At 65.2% G+C, this 17,292-nt stretch carries 6 protein-coding genes; 1 reads left to right on the top strand and 5 read right to left on the bottom strand.

From position 1 onward, the window contains the following. Window positions 1–2 precede the first annotated feature (2 nt). Window positions 3–9,596: an amino acid adenylation domain-containing protein gene (locus tag SB822_RS05765; RefSeq protein ID WP_410854264.1), complete on the bottom strand. Its 9,594-nt coding sequence runs from the start codon at window positions 9,594–9,596 to the stop codon at window positions 3–5. A gap of 255 nt (window positions 9,597–9,851) precedes the next feature. Between SB822_RS05765 and SB822_RS05760 the strand changes: the two genes are divergently transcribed. Beyond that, window positions 9,852–11,651, top strand: a complete 1,800-nt coding sequence (locus SB822_RS05760) for a cyclic peptide export ABC transporter (RefSeq protein WP_410854263.1) — start codon at window positions 9,852–9,854, stop codon at window positions 11,649–11,651. Between the two features lie 847 nt (window positions 11,652–12,498). On the opposite strand, the gene SB822_RS05755 is transcribed toward SB822_RS05760, so the two are convergent. Genes SB822_RS05755 through SB822_RS05740 form a run of 4 tightly spaced genes read right to left on the bottom strand, consistent with a single transcriptional unit; the run spans window position 12,499 to window position 17,292 of the window. Continuing rightward, window positions 12,499–13,530 (bottom strand): ABC transporter substrate-binding protein, encoded by a 1,032-nt coding sequence (locus SB822_RS05755; RefSeq protein ID WP_410854262.1) that lies wholly within the window; start codon window positions 13,528–13,530, stop codon window positions 12,499–12,501. Next, window positions 13,527–14,324 carry a siderophore-iron reductase FhuF gene (fhuF, locus tag SB822_RS05750; protein ID WP_410854261.1) on the bottom strand — a complete coding sequence of 266 codons (798 nt, stop codon included), beginning with the start codon at window positions 14,322–14,324 and terminating at the stop codon, window positions 13,527–13,529. The genes SB822_RS05755 and fhuF overlap by 4 nt, the downstream gene beginning before the upstream one ends. A gap of 2 nt (window positions 14,325–14,326) precedes the next feature. Beyond that, window positions 14,327–16,453 (bottom strand): Fe(3+)-hydroxamate ABC transporter permease FhuB, encoded by a 2,127-nt coding sequence (gene fhuB, locus SB822_RS05745; protein WP_410854260.1) that lies wholly within the window; start codon window positions 16,451–16,453, stop codon window positions 14,327–14,329. Further along, window positions 16,450–17,292 carry an ABC transporter ATP-binding protein gene (locus SB822_RS05740; protein ID WP_007737690.1) on the bottom strand — a complete coding sequence of 281 codons (843 nt, stop codon included), beginning with the start codon at window positions 17,290–17,292 and terminating at the stop codon, window positions 16,450–16,452. Before SB822_RS05740 ends, fhuB begins: the two co-directional genes overlap by 4 nt.

Here is a 17,292-nt window from a genome sequence, read left to right as displayed (position 1 = left end):
CCTCATTGCGCTTCGAGTTCACCGAGCAGCGCGTCGATCGCGCGCGCTGCATCGTCGAGTGAGTGAGCGCCGCGCGCTTCGAGCGCCGCGTCGATGGCAGCCGCGCAGCGCGACAGCGTGCGGGCATCGAACAGCGTGCGCAGCGGCAGCGCGAGTGACCAGTGCAGATTGATTTGCGCATTCGCCTGCGTCGCCAGCAGCGAATGTCCGCCTAGCGCGAAGAAGTCGGCGTCGCGGCCAATTGCGTGGGTCGCGTCGATGCGCAACACGCGTATCCAGATCGCGGCGAGTTCGCGCTCGGTGTCGGTCTGCGGTTCGGCCACTTCTGCCGTTTGCAGCGACGGCGCGGGCAACGCGTTGCGGTCGCACTTGCCGTTCGGCGTGACAGGCAACGCGTCGAGTTCGATCACATGCGCGGGCACCATGTAGGCAGGCAACTGCGCGTTCAACGCAGCGAACAGCGCGGCGTGATCGAATGCTTCTTCGGCGCGTCGCGCGACATAGCCGATCAACTGCTCATCGCGCACGATCACGACGGCGTCATGCACGCCGGGCGCAGCGCGCAACAGCGCTTCGATCTCGCCCGGCTCGATACGCAGGCCGCGCAATTTGACCTGCTGATCGGCACGGCCGAGATAGTCGAGCACGCCGTCCGCGCGCCGGCACACGAGATCGCCCGTGCGATAGAGGCGCGCGCCCGGCGTGAACGGATTGGGAATGAAGCGCTCCGCCGTCAGCGCGGCGCGCCCCAGGTAACCGCGCGCAAGCCCGACGCCGCCCAGATACAGTTCGCCGATTGCGCCCGCCGGCAACGGATGCAGCGACGCATCGAGCGCATGCAACTGGATGTTCGCAATCGGCTTGCCGATGGGGACCGCGACGGCCTGCGCGTCGGCGTCCGTGCACGTCCAGTGCGACACGTCGATCGCGGCTTCCGTCGGGCCGTACAGGTTGTGCAATTGGGCTTGCGGGAGCAGCGCGCGTGCGCGTGCCACGAGTTCGGGCGACAGCGCCTCGCCGCTCGCCACGATCCGCGCGATGCTCGTGCATTGCGCAGCGGCATCGAAGTCCTTCAGATGGCCGAGGAACGCGCCAAGCATCGACGGCACGAAATGCAATGTCGTTACACCAAATGTGGCGATGGCGGACGCGAGTCGTGCTGGGTCGCGATGATCGCCAGGTGCGGCGATGGCGAGCGTCGCGCCGACCGACAACGGCCACGCGAATTCCCACACGGAAACGTCAAAGCCGAACGGCGTCTTGTGCAGCACGACATCTTGCGGCGTCAGCCGATACGCGTCCTGCATCCACGCGATCCGGTTCGCGAGCGCGCGATGCGTATTGCCCGCGCCCTTCGGCTTGCCTGTCGAACCCGATGTGTAGATCAGGTACGCAAGCTGATCGGGATCGACAGCAACAAGCGTTTCGAGCGCGGCGTTCGCATCGAATTCTTCGACGCACAGCACATGCGCGCTATCGCTGCGGATCGAAGCGACAACGCGCGCATGCAGCGACCGTTGAGTCAGCACGACGGCGGGCTGCGCATCGTCGAGCAGATACGCGATGCGGTCCGCGGGATAGTCGGGATCGACGGGCAGATAGGCGGCACCCGCCTTCAACACGCCGAACAGCGCGACCACCATGTCGACAGAGCGCTCGACGCATAGCGCTACCACGCTGTCCGCCTCGACGCCTGCATTCAGCAACGCAGCGGCCACGCGGCGCGCGTGGTCATCGAGTTCGGCATAGGTGACGCGCGTGCGGTTTCCGTTGGCGTCGATGAAGTCCAGCGCGATTGCGTCCGGCGTCGCAGCAGCATGGCGTTCGAACTGACGATGAAGCGGCAGTTGCTGTTCATCGCGCCACGTGTGCGCGGTATCGTTGAAGCGCACGAGTTGCGTGCAATCGTCGTGTGTCGCGATCGACACGCTTCCGAGCAGTGCATGCGGATCGGCGATAAACGCTTCAATGCTGGCATTGAACGCGCGATGCAGCGTCTGCACGCGCGCTTCATCAATACGCGCCGTGTCGTAGCCGTAGTCGATCGTCAGGGTATCGCCGGCCTGAACAACCAGCGTGACGGCCAGATCGGTCGATTCGACGCTGCGAATGTCCGACAGGCGCAGCGCACGTTCGTGGTTCGCCGACCACGCCGGATCGACGGGATAGTTCTCGAACACGACCAGCGTGTCGAACATTGCGCCACCGCCCTGTCCGGCCCAACGTTGTATGTCGAAGAGCGGCGTATGCGCATGCTCGGCATTCGCCGCGTTGTCGCGTTGCAGGTCCGCGAGCCAGTCGGCGATGCGCCGCTGCGGTGCAGGCGTGGCGATGACGGGCAATGTGTTGATGAAAAGGCCAAGCACGCTGTCGACGTCGGGCAGCGCGTCGGGCCGGCCCGCGACGGTCGCGCCGAATGCAACCGTCGCGTGATGGGTCATGCGCTGCAACGCGAGCGCCCACGCGCCCTGCACCACCGTATTCACGGTCAGCCTGAGGCTGCGTGCGAGCGCGGTCAGCTTCGCGGTCGTGGTCGCGTCGAGCCGCGCGCGCCAGACGTCGCTGGGTGCGGCAGCATCCTCCGGCGACACGTTCGGCGCGACCAGCGTCGGCTCGTCGAAGCGGGCGAGTCGTTCGAGCCAGAACGCCTTGTCGGCGTCGTGATCGCGCGCATCGAGCCACGCGATGAAGTCGCGGTAGCGCAACCGCGCCGCCTGGCCGAACGACAACGCGCGGCGCTCGCTCATATAGTCGCGCAACACGTCGGCGAACATACGCGCCGTGCTCCAGCCGTCGAGCAGCAAGTGGTGACGCGTCCACACGAGGCGCCATTCGTCGTCGGTGAGGCGAACCAGCGTCACGCGCATCAGCGGCGCTTGCGTCAGATCGAAGCCTTGCGCGCGATCTTCCGTCAGCCATTGCTCGAAGTTTGCGTCCTGCGCATCGCGGCCACGCCAGTCGAGCACGGCGAACGGCAGCTTCGCCTGGCGATGCACGATTTGCAGCGGCACGTCGGCGTCATGCCAGAAGCTCGTGCGCAAGATGTCATGCTGCGGCACGACGCGATTGAACGCGTCCGTCACGCGCCCGATATCCGGCGACGTCAGCGTCGCGACGAGTTGATTGACATACGTGGTGCGATCGGGCGCATACAGCGAGTGGAACAGGATGCCCTGCTGCATCGGCGACAGCGGATAGATGTCGTCGACCATGCGCAAATCCAGTTCGAGACGCTCGAGCATCGGCTGCGAGAGGCCCGCGCGCTGCGCAAGCGGAAAGTCAGCGGGGGTGGCGCTCGCGCCGCGCTTCGACACGCATTCGATGCAGCGCGCCGCGATATCGCGCAGCGTGCTTTCGAATGTGCGCGCGAGTTTTTCGACCGTGCCCGCCTCGAACATCGCCGCGCTATAGACCCAATGCACCTTGAGCTTGCGCGCGCCGTCGATATGCGCGTGAATCGCCAGTGCATTCGACATCGGGCCCGCCGGGTCGCGCTCGCAGCCCGCGCCGCCAAAGCGTGCGCTCAGCGCGCGCTCGGTCGATGCTTCGCCGAACTGGCCAAGGTAGTTGAATGTCACGCGCGGACGCGGAAGCGCGGCGAGCGACGCGCGCGTCACATCATCGGCGAGGTAGCGCAGCACACCGAAGCCGACACCCTTATTCGGCACCGCGCGCAATGCGTCCTTGACGGCCGTGAGCGTGTCGGTGCTCGATGCACCGATGGGCAGCGCGACAGGATAGTGGCTCGTCAGCCAGCCGATCGAGCGGCTCGCGTCGAAGTCTTCGAACAGCGCTTCGCGTCCGTGGCCTTCCAGCTCGATCAGCAGTGACTCGGCTTCGACACTTGCGCCCAGCGTCTGAGCGAGCGCGGCGACGAGCAGATCGATCGTCTGCGTCCGCCATGCGGCGTTCGCATCGGTGAGCAGCGTCTGCGTGAGCGTGGCGTCGATCGTCCATTCCACCGTGCACGCGTCGGCATTGGTCGCCGTGCCTTGCGGATTGTCGAACGGCACGGCGGCGCTCGCGTGCTGCATCGAGATCCAGTACGGCAGTTCTTTGCTGAAAAGCGCCGCTGCGTTGCTGGCGAGACGTTGCGCCCAGTCCGACGCATGCGCGCCTTGCGCCGTGAGCCTGATGGCACGCCGCTCGCGTGCCGCGACGTAGGCGGCATCGAGGTCTTCGAGCAGAACGCGCCACGACACGCCATCGACGATCAGATGGTGAACCGCGATCCACACGCGCGGCGTGCCATCGGGCAGCATCGCGACGAGCGCGCCCGCAAGCGGTCCACGCGCGAGATCGAAGCTGCGCTGCAACTCGTCGAATTGCGCGAGCGCGTCGTGTTCGTCGCGCGCTTCAATGGCGACGAGGGGCAGCGTGTCGAACGGCTTGTCGGCGTAGCGCGCAGTCCACGAAGAGGACGCATCTTGCGTGAAGCGCAAACGGAACGCGTCGTGATGTGCGAGCACCGCGTCGAATGCCTGCGCGAATGCGTCGAGATCGAAGCGCTCGCTCGCATGCAGTTCGATCGCCTGATTCCAGTGGTGACGCGCGGGAATCGTCAAGCCGAAAAAGCGCCGCTGCGCGGGCGTCAACGCGACATGCGAGGCGTCCGGTTTTGAAACAGCACGCGTTTCCGCTTTCGGCTCGGCGACGGCAACCGCTTGTGCGACTTGCGCCAGTTGCGCGACGGTCGGCTTGTCGAACAGTTGCTTCGGCGTGAAGCGGACACCGCGTTTGCGCGAACGCGCGATCACCTGCAACGCGAGAATCGAATCGCCGCCCAGTTCGAAAAAGTTGTCGTCGCGGCCCACGCGCTCCGCGCGCAGCACTTCTTTCCATACGTCGGCGAGAATCCGCTCTGCGCCTTCGAGTGGCGCTTCGCTTGCCGATTGCGCGACAGGCTGTTGCGCAAGCTCGCGCAGCTTCGCACGGTCGATCTTGCCGTTCCGCGTGACGGGGAGGGCGTCGCACAGCGTCAACGTCGCGGGCACCATGTAGTCGGGCAGTCGCGCGGCGAGTTGCGCGCGCAGCGATGCTTCATCGCTCGCACCTTGCACGACGACGAACGACGCGAGGCGCGCGCGGCCGTCTTCGTGAATGGCCAGCGTTTCCGCCTGCCTGACGCCGTCGAGCGCGCGCAACGTCGCGCTCACTTCGCCGGGCTCGACGCGATAGCCGCGAATCTTCACCTGATCGTCGAGACGGCCCAGATAGTCGATCGCACCGTCCGCGCGCAGGCGCACGCGGTCGCCCGTTCGATACATACGCGCGCCGCTTGCGTCCGGCACGAAACGCTCCGCAGTCGCGGCGGCGCGGCTCAGGTAGCCTCGCGCAACGCCCGGCCCGCCCAGATGCAGTTCACCGATTCCGCCCACAGGAACGGGCGCGCCGTTCGCATCGAGCACGAACGCGCGCGCGTTCGGCAACGGACGTCCCGTCGGCACACCTGCCGATGCGCTCGCATCGTTCATGTTCGCGGTTGCATCGAACGTGAGCGCGCCGACGGTCGCTTCCGTCGGGCCATAGTGATTGATCACGCGGCACGCGGGCCGCAACGCCGTGATCCGTTCGACGAGCGTCCACGGCAGTGGCTCGCCGCCAAGCACCAGCGCGTGCGACGGCAGCACGTCGGCAGGTTGCTGCGCTTCGAGCAGCGCATGCAGATGGCTCGGCACGATCTTCAGCACGCCGACACCACGCTCGCGCATCGTCGTGGCAAAGCGATCGGGATCGAACGCAGCTTCTTTCGGCAGGAGATGCAGCGTGCGACCCGAGCACAATGCGCCGAACAGCGTGGTATGGCCTAGATCCGCGGCAACTGTCGATACCATCGCCATGCTCGCGCCGGGCGCGAACTTCAGTTCGTCGAGCATGCCCTGCACGTAGTCGGCAAGCGCGCGATGCGAAACGACAACGCCCTTCGGCGTGCCCGTCGAACCCGACGTGTAGATCAGGTAAGCGGCCTGTTCGGGCGCTATCGAAGCGCATGCGGCTTCGCTGTGTGTGTCGATCAACGCATTGAGCGACAGCACGGGCGCGTGGGTTTCGACCTGCGGCGCGTTGGCGGCCACGATCACGCAGCGTGCGTCACATGCGGCGATAGACGCTTCGATACGCTCACGTGGCGCAGCGGGATCAAGCGGTACGGCCATCGCGCCTGACTTCAATATGGCGAGCAGCGCGACGACGAAATCGACAGAGCGGTCGATACACAACGCAACAGCCTGTTCCGCGCCTGCGCCGTGTTCGATCAACGCTCGTGCAGCACGCGACGAAGCGCGGTCGAGTTCCTCGAATGTGAGTTGCCGTTGGGCGTCCGTGACGGCGATCTGCTTTGGCGTTGCATTCGCGTGATGCTTGAACGCTGCAACGACATCGGCGAACTCGTACGTCTGCGCGCGGCCTTGCAGCAGGTTGCTGCGAGACCCGGCACAAGCGAGCGAACTGACAGCCAACGCAGGATTCGCCACGCTATCCGTCAGAAGTGCAACGAAACTGTCGAGCCATGCCCGCGCGGTCGCATCGTCGATGCAATCCGTCGCCCATGCCGCGACGAGTTCGATACCGCGCGCGTCGTCGGTGAAATCCAGCGCGAAGTCGAAGCGCGCCGCGTTATCGGGGCCGGGCGTCAACGTTGCGACGGCGCCCGGCAACGCGACGGGTTCGTCGAAGACGAACTGCTGCGCGAACTTCACGCGCAGCCATTCTTCGCCGCGCCGCACGGGCGGCTTGACGGCATCGATCACCTGATCGAACGGGATGTCCTGGTTCGCGTATGCGCCCAGCGTCGTGTCGCGCACCTGCGCGAGCAACGCATTGAACGGCGCGTGGGGCGACACGCGAGCGCGCAATGCCACGGTGTTGATGAAAAGACCGAGCAGATTCGCCACTTCGGCGCGCTGACGGTTGGCGACAGGCGCGGCAATCACGACATCCGTCGCAGCCGTCAGCCGATGCAGCCATGCATGCAATGCCGTCAGCAGCACGATGAATGTCGATGCGTGCTCGCCGCTTGCGAGATCGCGCACAGCCGCCGATACGTGTTGATCGAGGCGCCGCGAACCGCGCTTGCCGATGAGCGTGCGCTCTGCGGGTACTGTGCGATCGACGGGCAATGCGAGCGGCGCGGGCGAATCCTTCAATGCGTCGCGCCAATAGCCGAGTTGCCGCTCGCGTTCCGCGCCAGCGAGCCATTCGCGCTGCCATTGCGCGAAGTCTGCGTATTGCGCGGTGAGCATGGGCAATGCAGCAGCACGGCTTTCCGACAGCGCGGCATAGGCTTCCGCCAGTTCCGCAAACGCACAACGCGACGACCAGCCGTCGCTGATCGCGTGATGTGCCGTCAGCATCAGGCAATGCTCGTCATCAGCGAGCGTAACGAGCGATGCGCGCAGCAACGGGCCGTGTTGCAGATCGAAAGGCCGCGTCGAATGTTCGTCGGCGAGTTCGTTTGCACGTGCCTTGCGCGACTCGAGCGCGATGCCGCGCAAATCGGTTTGATCGACCGACACGGCGATGCGTGCATGAACGCGCTGCATCACGATGCCATTGTCGTCTTCGTGCAGCGTAGTGCGCCACGCTTCGTGACGCACGATCACTTGCGCGAGCGCCTTTTCCAGCAACGCGTGATCGATCGAACCGCGAATGTTCCAGTGCGCCGCGATGTGATAAGCATCGCCAGCGTCGCGCGTTTGCGCGAGCACCCAGAAACGCTGCTGCGCAAATGATGCGCGATAGTCCGTGTAATCGGTCTCCGTCGTGCTTCGCGCGGCCGCTTTCAATGGAAGCGGCTGCGTAAGGTCTTCCACTTCGCTCGCATCGACGAGCGCCGCGAGTGCTTCGAGCGAACGATCAACGAACAGCGCATCCAGCCGCAGATTCACGCGCAGTTCCGCACGGATCGCGGCCTGCAAGCGCATGATCGCAATCGAGTCGCCGCCGCGCGCATGAAAGCTGTCATCGAGGCCGACAGGCTCATCGCCCAAAATCGCCTGCCAGATCGCCGCGAGCGTGCGCGCCGTTTCGCCTTGCGGTTCACGATACGACACGACTGCCGTTTGCGACGCAACGCGTGCGCGCAGCGATTCGCGATCGAGCTTGCCATTCAGCGTGTAAGGCAGTGCCTCTAACAGCGCGAATCGATGCGGCTGCCAGGCTTCCGGCAAGTGCCGCGACAGGTGCTCGCGCAACGCGCTTTCATCGATTGCGCTTTCGATCACGACGCATGCGGTCAACTGCACGCGCGTTGCACTCTGTTCGACCAGCACAGCCGCATCGCGCACACCAGGATGCGAGCGCAGACATTGCGCGATCTCGCCGGGTTCGACGCGCACGCCACGAATTTGCACCTGATCGTCGATGCGGCCCATGTAGTCATACGCGCCGTCCACGCGCAGACGGGCGAGATCGCCGGTTCGATACACGCGCGAGCCTGGCGCGCCGTGAGCATCGGGGATGAAACGCTCGGCCGTTTGCGCCGCGCGTCCGTGATAGCCGCGCGCGAGGCATGCGCCGCCCAGCAGCAACTCGCCTGTCGAGCCATCGTCGATAGAAGCGCCATCAGCCGATCCGGGCGTGCTCACGCGAGCCGTCCGCAAACCAATCGGCCTGCCGATCGGCAACGATGCGCATGACGTGTCGCTGAAGGCAGCTTGAGCACCGAGCGGCCACAGCATCGGCGAGATCACAGTCTCCGTCGGACCATAGCCGTTGATCAAACGCACTTTGTTAAACGTTTGCCTGATATCGCCGAATACATCGCCGGGCATCGCTTCGCCGCCGAACGCGAGCACGCGCAATGCAGCGGGCACGCCATGACGCCGCGCGACCTGCGCGAATTCACGCAGATAGGCAGGCGGAAACGCGGCGATCGTCACGCGCTCCTGCTCGACCAGCGCACGCGCATCGTCGGGCGCGACCGTGCCGGGCGCGGTGATCGCGATGCTCGCGCCTGCGGCGAGCGGTGCGAGCCAATACTCGTGCGCGAGATCGAAATTCACGGAAGCGAAATGCAGCACGCGGTCCGCGTCCGTCATCGGATACGCATCGATCACGGCATCGCAATGCGCGGCAAGCGGACCATGCTCGACGACCACGGCCTTCGGCGTACCCGTCGAGCCCGACGTGTAGATCATGTACGCAGCCGAGCGCGGATGAACCTGCGCATCGTCGAATGCAACGGCTTGCGTGCTGTCGATCACATCGACTTCGATACAGTGCTCGAACCTCACGCGCATCGTTGCGTCCGCGGCGCGCGTGACGATGCCATGCCTCAAACCTGCGTCGCGTGCCATCCAGTCGAGACGTTGCGCGGGATGACGCGGATCGAGCGGCACGAACACGCCGCCCGCCTTCAGCACGGCGAGCAACGCGACGAACAGATCGCACGACCTGTCGATGCACACGCCCACCCGCACTTCCGCCCCCACGCCACGTGCGCGCAACACCGCCGCGACGTGCGCCGCGCGAGCGTCGAGTTCGCCGCGCGACATGCGCACGGTATGCGGCGAAAACGCGGCGAGCGCGGGTGCGTTGGGTGCACTGCGCGCGAGTTCGCGCAGTCGCTGATGCAAGGCAGTCGGAAAAGTCGTCATTCGTGTGAAGTCCTTCGGCAAGGCCGCTATGCCGCTGTATCGGGGCACGGTTTGTCCCGGTCCCAATTTCAGCGGCTTCACACAGGTGACGAATCGCGCGAAAAAAAATTTACCCCTTTGGTGGAATAAATTCTCCGGAGTCCTTGATTGCTCGCGCTCGCGGCGATTTAACTAAAGTTTTGCGATGCCCAAACGTCTATTCGATTGATGACCCTTCATGCGCTATGCGCGCCTTCACTCTCACGCCCGCTTTCGATGACTGCTTCCAACGCACCGCCCGTGAATGGTTCGGATCGCCCGAACAAACCCGCTACCCGTCTGCTGTTGTCGCTATTACGACGCTCGCGCGGCGCGCTTGCGCTCGCGCTGGTCGCATGCATTGCGAATGGCGTATCGAGCGTGCTGCTGGTTGCGACGCTCAACCGCGCGCTGAGCACGCCCACGGCCGCCGATCTGCCACTCGCGTTGCGTTTCGCCGCGTGCGCGCTGGTCGCGCTGATCGCACGCATCGTTTCGGGCGTGCTGTTCGCGGGGCTTTCGCAGGACACGATGGGCCGCATGCGCGAGCATGTTTCCGCGCGCGTCGCGGCTGCCGAGTTGCGCGACGTCGAGCGTGTCGGCGCAGCGCCCGTGCAATCGATCCTCACCGACGACGCCACCAACGTGTCGATGTTGTTCTTCGCGCTGCCGAACATCGTCATGCATGGCTCGATTGTCGCGGGCTGCCTTGCGTATCTCGCGTGGCTGTCGTGGCCCGTTTGCGTGCTGGCGCTCAGCGCGATCGTCGTCGGCTCGCTGGGCTATCGCTTCGGCGATATTCGTGCGATCGCTTCGCTCGAAGCAGCGGGCAGCGCGCAAGACAGGCTGTTCGATTACCTCGGCTCGCTGTTCGCGGGTGCGAAGGAACTGAAGCTGCATCGCGAGCGCGCGCGGCAATTCGTCGAAGGACAACTCGGCGCTGCGATCAACGAAGTGCGCGATCATCGGCGTCGCGCATTCGTGGCCTATGCGATCGGCGTGGGCTGGATCATCTTTCTGTTCTATGTGTTCCTCGGCGCGGCGACCTTCCTGCCGTCCATCGGCGTGCATGCCGACGCGCAAGCGGCCGCGGGCTATGTGATCGTGTTCCTGTTCATGCTGGTGCCGCTCGATGGCCTGCTGAACAATCTGCCGACCGTGAACGCGGCGCGTGTGTCGCTCGAACGCATCGAACGCGTGCTGGCCGAGTTCGAGGAGCCGCATCATGCGGCGGCCTTGCCAGCAAGCGCTTCCAGCGCTCAGGCCGCCGCGTTCGACACGCTCTCGCTGCGCGGCATCACGCATGCGTATTTCCACGAGCGCGACGAGCGCATGTTCCGCATCGGACCGATCGATCTGACGTTCAAGCCAGGCGAACTGGTGTTCATCGTCGGCGGCAACGGCAGCGGCAAGACGACGCTCGCGAAGGTGCTGACGGGTCTGTATGAGCCGGAAGGCGGCGTCATCGAAGTCGATGGTTCGCCCGTAACGCGGGACACGCGGCCCGCGTATCGCGAGCGCTTCTCGACGGTGTTCAACGACTTCCATCTGTTCGACACGCTGCTCGGCATTGTCGATCCCGACGACACGAACGACGGCGCCCGCGCCGCCGCGGATGGCCGCGCCAATGCGCTGATCGCGAAGCTCGCACTCGATCACAAGGTTAGCGTTGAAAACGGCACGTTCTCGACGCGCGCGCTATCGACGGGGCAGCGCAAGCGCCTCGCGCTGGTCGTCGCGTATCTGGAAGATCGTCCGTTCTATCTGTTCGACGAATGGGCGGCCGATCAGGACCCGTCGTTCAAGGCCGTGTTCTACGAGCAACTGTTGCCGGAGTTGCGCGGTCGCGGCAAGACGGTCGTCGTGATCACGCATGATGATCGTTACTTCCCGCTTGCCGACCGTGTGCTGAAGCTGGATAACGGCGCGATCGTTAATGAAACGCACGGTGTGCCACGTGCGGTTGCTGGAAATGGCACAGTACGTGTGCCGTCCGTTCAGGCGGATGTGCGTCAGACCAGAATTGATGCGGGCTGAAGGCTTTGGGACGTTGTTGGTGGTTTGGTTTTGCTTTTGGTGGCATCCGCGTGGTGTTATTGGTCTGCATGCGTTGCCCCTGTGCGGGGCGGCACCTACTTTGTCTGCGACGCTGGCGGGATTGTCGGGCATTTGCGCTGGCATCCGCGTTATGTCTTCGTGCTTCACGCGTCGCCCCTGTGCGGGGCGGCACCTACTTTTCTTTGCCGCCGCAAAGAAAAGTAGGCAAAAGAAAGCGGCTAACACCGCCAGCTCTTGTGTTTGCCTGAGGGCCCCCAACCGGTCCCACGCTTCACACGGCGACCACGTGACCCACGTTCGTTGCCAGCGCTCTTGCGGTGCGCCTCACCCGCTTCGCGCGCCCGCGTCGCAGCGTGCCGCGCCGGATATTCCTCCGCCGCCCAGGTGGCAAACTGTGTGTAGGCTGTAGCGCTGCACACGCCTCACTTCGGACCAATAGCGCACGCGTCCCACCATGTAAGAGCGCCAAGCTATACGACGCGACAACCTACACACAGTTTGCCACCTAGGCGGCGCAAACCATTCGCTGCCACTAGCCCGTGCACAGGCATTCGAAGCGGGTGAGGCGCTTAGTTCGCGCGTTGGCAACGAACGCGAACAGAAATGCTGCCGTGTGAAGCGTGGGACCGGTTGGGGGCCCTCAGGCAAATACAAGAACTGGCGGTGTTAGCCGCTTTCTTTTGCCTACTTTTCTTTGCGGCGGCAAAGAAAAGTAGGTGCCGCCCCGCACAGGGGCGACGCTTGAAGCACGAAGGCAATGCGCGGATGCCAGCGCAAAGCAAAAGCAGAAGCAAAAAGCAGAAGCAAAACCAAACCACCAACAACATCACCGCGACTTGGAAGCTTCCGATTGCGAAGCAGCCGCCGGCATCGAAAGCAACGCATCCGTCATTGCATGCGACAACTTCAACGCCGACATCGGCCCACCAAAACCCCACACATTACGTTCGACCAACGTCACGCGTCCTTCACGCCGCGCAGGCACAAACCGCCAAACAGGCGAATCGAGCTTCGCGTTCAGCTTCACTTCCGGCCCAGTTGCGCTCGTCAGCAACACACTTGTCTGCGGGTGTTTCAAGAAATCTTCCGACGTCAGATAAGTCGTGCCTTCGCGAGTCGGCTTCGAAGGCCATAGCGTCACACCCAGCTTCCGCGCGACGCCGCCCGCCATGCTGTTGCTCGTATAGGCCCAGTACCGGTCGGGCAAACCCAGTTCCTGCAACAGCGCGAAGTCAGCATGCGTGCGGCCCGCATCGGCGAGACGCTTTGCATCGCGTGCCAACCCTTCGTCGAGCTGCCGTTCGATGGCTTGCGCCTGCACCGTGCGCCCCGTGATGCAGCCGATCGTATCGAAGATCCTGCGCGCCCATTCGAGCTGCGTCGCCTGCGCGCCGTCGAGCTTCATCTCGGGGCTGAACTGGAACAGCACGGTCGGCGCGATCGATTGCAGCGCGCTGAAAATCGGCGCATGCCGGAAACCGACGCCGATGATCAGGTCAGGCTTGAGCGCGGCAATCGCTTCGAGACTCGGCTCCTGGCGCGTGCCGACGTCGGGCACCGACTGCATTCGTTCGACGCCATAGCCGATCCACGACGGGTAATACGCGGTGTCGACCATGCCCGCAGGCGTGACGTCGAGCGAAAGGAGCGCTTCGGCGAACAGGAATTCGAGTACGACGATGCGCTTCGGATGCGCGGGCAGCACGTCGCTCGCCTGTGTCACAGTCGGATTCGCGGACAGCGACGTGCACGCAAGCGTGGCCGTGTCGCGAGGCACGAGTGTCACGCCTGCCGCGCTCGCGGAACACGAGAACGCGAGGCACGCGGCGCATACGGTCGCCCGCAGCGTCTGCTTCATCGTATTGCCTCTTGCCGCGCGAGGTCTTCGTCGCTCATCGTGAGTAGTAGCGGACAACTCGCACACAGTTGATCTTCTCCGGGTATTTCATAGCGCACACAGCAGACACGTCGCGCGCGAAACGGCGCATGCAGCAGCGCCGAGCGCGGCGTGACGTTACGCACGGGCACGCGCAGCGGGTTCGCCTCGTCGCCACCGAACAACGTGCACGATTCGAACATCCACGCGGCGTCGCTGGCCGCACCCGGCATCGCTGCGCATTGCTCGAACAATGTGTCCAGCAGGTTGCCGACGTTGCTCCATAGCACGCGCGGCGCTATCTTCGTCATGCTCGCGAGCAGGTCGATCACGCCGCGCAGATGCTCGTCGATCAACGATGCGTAACGCCGCGCGGGATCGTCAGTTGAGTCGGCGAGCGCATCGTGCTGCAGATACAGCGCTTCAGGCATGCCTTCGCGCAGCAACAGCACGCAGCGCGCGGGGTTCATGTCGAGCGGTTTCTGCAAGGCGAGCGCGGACACCAGCGCGGCGGGCACCGCGAGACCAAAATAGTATTTGCTCCACTGCGATAGCAGCGCGCGCGCATGACGTTCGGGATCGCCGCCGTAGCGCAAGAGCATTGCATCGAGGATCGCTTCGCGCTGCGTCGCGAGTTGCGTGAGCGGCACGCGCACTTGTGTGGCGTCGCTGGTGTCTGAAGTTTCAGCAGGCACGCCGAGCCACACGCGTTCGACATACGCGGCAAACGGCGTATCGGCGGCGAGCGACGCAAACGGTTTTGCAGCAGAGGACATATTCACCGTCCGCGCTTGCGTTCGCGCCTTGCCTGCACAATCAGCAACGCGAGCAGATACGGCGCGCCGATCAGAGCCGTCAACACGCCTGCAGGAATTTCACGCGGCGCGAGCAGCGTGCGCGCGCCGATATCGGCAGCGGCGAGAATCGCAGCGCCACAGGTCGCAGCCAGCCACAAGCGCACGCGATGCGCACGCGCCCCCAACAATGCCGCAAGATGCGGCGCCATCAATCCGACAAAGCCGATCGGCCCGACAGCCGCAACGGCCGCGCAGGCCGCGATGGTCGCAACCGTCAGCGCAAGCGGACGCAGCAACGCGACGGGCAAGCCGAGTGATGCCGCCTGATCGTCGCCGAGTGCGAGCAGATCGAGCGGACGCGCGAGCAGCACGAATGCAGGCAGCGCGACCGCGCACCACGGTAACAGCGCGAGCACATCGCTCCAGCTACGCCCGTAAGTGCCGCCCACCAGCCACACGACGAAGCGCGCGGGCTGCACGCTTTCCTGCACGATTACCCATTGCGCGAGCGTCGTCCACAGCGTGCCGACCACCAGCCCCGTCAACGCGACCGCAAGCGGCGCGTAACGCATGCGCCGGTTCAGCGCGAGAATCGCGACCAGCGTGACGCCGCCGCCGATCAGCGACGACACCGCAATCGTCGCGTGCGCGGCGAGCGGCCAGAACAGCAGCGCGACGAGGGTCGCGAGTGAAGCGCCTTGCGTGACGCCGAGCACTTCCGGCCCGGCAAGCGGATTGCGCACGACGCTTTGCATCAGCACGCCGCTGGCCGCGAGCATCGCGCCCGCAAGCAACGCGCACACCACGCGCGGCAAACGCAGATCGAGCAGCATGCGCGCGACGCTGTCGCTGCCGTTCAATGCCGCGAGCCAGCGCGACGGATCGAGCGACGTCTCGCCTAACGTGCCTGCGGCATAGATCGAAATGGCCGCGACAGTAGCGACGATCAAACCAGTGCCAAGCGGGGAAAGTCCCGTGATCCATGTAGCGAAACGGCCGCGCGCCGATTGGGCGGGAGCGTCCCCGGCTTGCGTGAGCGCCGAGGTCCATGCGCCGCCGTGACGGATCATCGCGAGCATCAGCGGCGTGCCGACGACGGCGATCGCCACGCCCGTCGACAGTGTGCCGTCCAGATCGAGCGCGAGCACGGCGCTATCGGTTGCGAGCACGAGCAGCGCGCCGACCAGCGCGGACAACGGTGCGAGCGCGGCAAGTCGCGTCGAGCGCGAGCCGCGCAGATGACGCAACAGGTTCGGCGCGATCAACCCGACATACGACATCGGCCCTGCGACGCTCACCGCCACGCTCGCGAAGCCGATCGCGACGAGCAGCGCATAAAAGCGCGCTGCATCCACGCGCACGCCGACGGCAAGCGCCGCGTCGTCGCCGAGCGCGATGGGATCGAGCGGACGCACGACGAAGGGCAGCGCCGCGAGCGGCAACAGCAGCCACAGCACCGCGGTAACCAGTCCGTCAGCGCCCGGTTGATAAAGGCTGCCGCTCGCCCACAGCGCGACGCCCGCGATGCTTTGCTCGAAGAACGCGAGCGTGAGCGTCGAAACCGCCGAGAACAGCAGCATGCAGACACTGCCCGCGAGCACCATGCGCAACGGCGTCGCGCGCCAGCCGCCCGCTGCCGCCGCGACGCACGCGGCGGCGAGCAGGCCGCAGCCGAACAGCAGCGGCACGGAAGCAGCGCCCGCCAGCGCGGGTATTAGCATCGCGGCGAGCAGGCCAAGCTGCGCGCCGCCCGTGATGCCGAGCAGATCCGGCGACGCGAGCGGATTGCGCGTCAGCGACTGGAACAGCGCGCCCGACACACCGAGGCATCCACCCGCCACCAGTGCGGCCAGCACGCGCGGCAAATGCAGGTTGAACAGCAGCACGTGCGCGAGCGCGTGTTCGTCGGTGTCATGCGCTGCATTCGACGTTGCGGCGTGCAGCAGCAACGACAGATCGGGGGCGAGGCGCAGCGCGGCGACGATCGCAATCAACGCGAGCAGCGTGAACGTCAGCACGCCGACGCGGCTATGCTGTGCCTCGCGCCAGCGCGGCAGCGCGCGTGTCTGCGCCCGCTGCATGCGTTTTCTTGCGGCTAGCGTGGTCATGCGGCAAGGCCCTTGTCGTCGGACGCGCTTGCCAGTTCGTCGCTTTCCGCATGCGCGGGCACGCACATCGGCGCGCCCGTCTGCGGATGCGCGATGCGCAGCATTGGCACGCCGAAGGTCGCTTCGAGATGCTGCGGGTCGATGATCGCGTCCGGCGTGCCTTGCGCGACGATGCGGCCAGCGCGCATCAACACGATTTCATCGCTGTATGCAGCGGCCTGATTCAGATCGTGCAGCACCCAGACGATCGTCAGACCGCGCTCGCGATTCAGCCGGCGCAGTTCGCTGAGAATGTCGAGCTGATGATGAATGTCGAGATACGTGGTCGGCTCGTCGAGCAACACGATGGGCGCGCGTTGCGCGAGCGCCATCGCGATCCATGCGCGCTGGCGCTCGCCGCCTGAGAGCGCGGCGACATCGCGTGCGGCATCGTCGGCGATGCCGGCTGCCGCGAGCGCGTCGTCAATTGCGGCGCGATCTTCCTTCGACAAGCCACGCATCCAACCGCCGTGCGCGTAGCGTCCGTACGCGACCAGATCTCGCACGGAGAGACCGGCGGGAATCTGGTTGAACTGCGAGAGCATCGTCAGCGTGCGCGCGAGATCGCGCCGCCGATACGACGCGAGCGCCTTGCCCGCGACCGTCACCTCACCCGCCAGTGCAGGCTGCAAGCCGGCGAGCGAGCGCAGCAGCGTGCTCTTGCCGCAACCGTTCGGCCCGCACAGCGCGGTCACGCGATTCGCGCGAATGTCGATATCGAGCGAATCGATCACGACGTGATCGCGATATCCCACCGTCAGCGAACGCGCCGACAATGCCAGGTTGGAACTGCTTTTCAT

The sequence above is a fragment of the Paraburkholderia sp. SIMBA_054 genome (assembly GCF_046534875.1).
GTDB lineage: Bacteria > Pseudomonadota > Gammaproteobacteria > Burkholderiales > Burkholderiaceae > Paraburkholderia > Paraburkholderia hospita.
This window is presented reverse-complemented; position numbering and strand designations above follow the sequence as displayed.

What these genes read in the sequence shown, in the direction of transcription:
- SB822_RS05765 (WP_410854264.1), bottom strand. Translation starts at nt 9,596, where the DNA reads ATGACGACTTTTCCGACTGCCTTGCATCAGCGACTGCGCGAACTCGCG.
- SB822_RS05760 (WP_410854263.1), top strand. Translation starts at nt 9,852, where the DNA reads ATGACTGCTTCCAACGCACCGCCCGTGAATGGTTCGGATCGCCCGAAC.
- SB822_RS05755 (WP_410854262.1), bottom strand. Translation starts at nt 13,530, where the DNA reads ATGAAGCAGACGCTGCGGGCGACCGTATGCGCCGCGTGCCTCGCGTTC.
- fhuF (WP_410854261.1), bottom strand. Translation starts at nt 14,324, where the DNA reads ATGTCCTCTGCTGCAAAACCGTTTGCGTCGCTCGCCGCCGATACGCCG.
- fhuB (WP_410854260.1), bottom strand. Translation starts at nt 16,453, where the DNA reads ATGACCACGCTAGCCGCAAGAAAACGCATGCAGCGGGCGCAGACACGC.
- SB822_RS05740 (WP_007737690.1), bottom strand. Translation starts at nt 17,292, where the DNA reads ATGAAAAGCAGTTCCAACCTGGCATTGTCGGCGCGTTCGCTGACGGTG.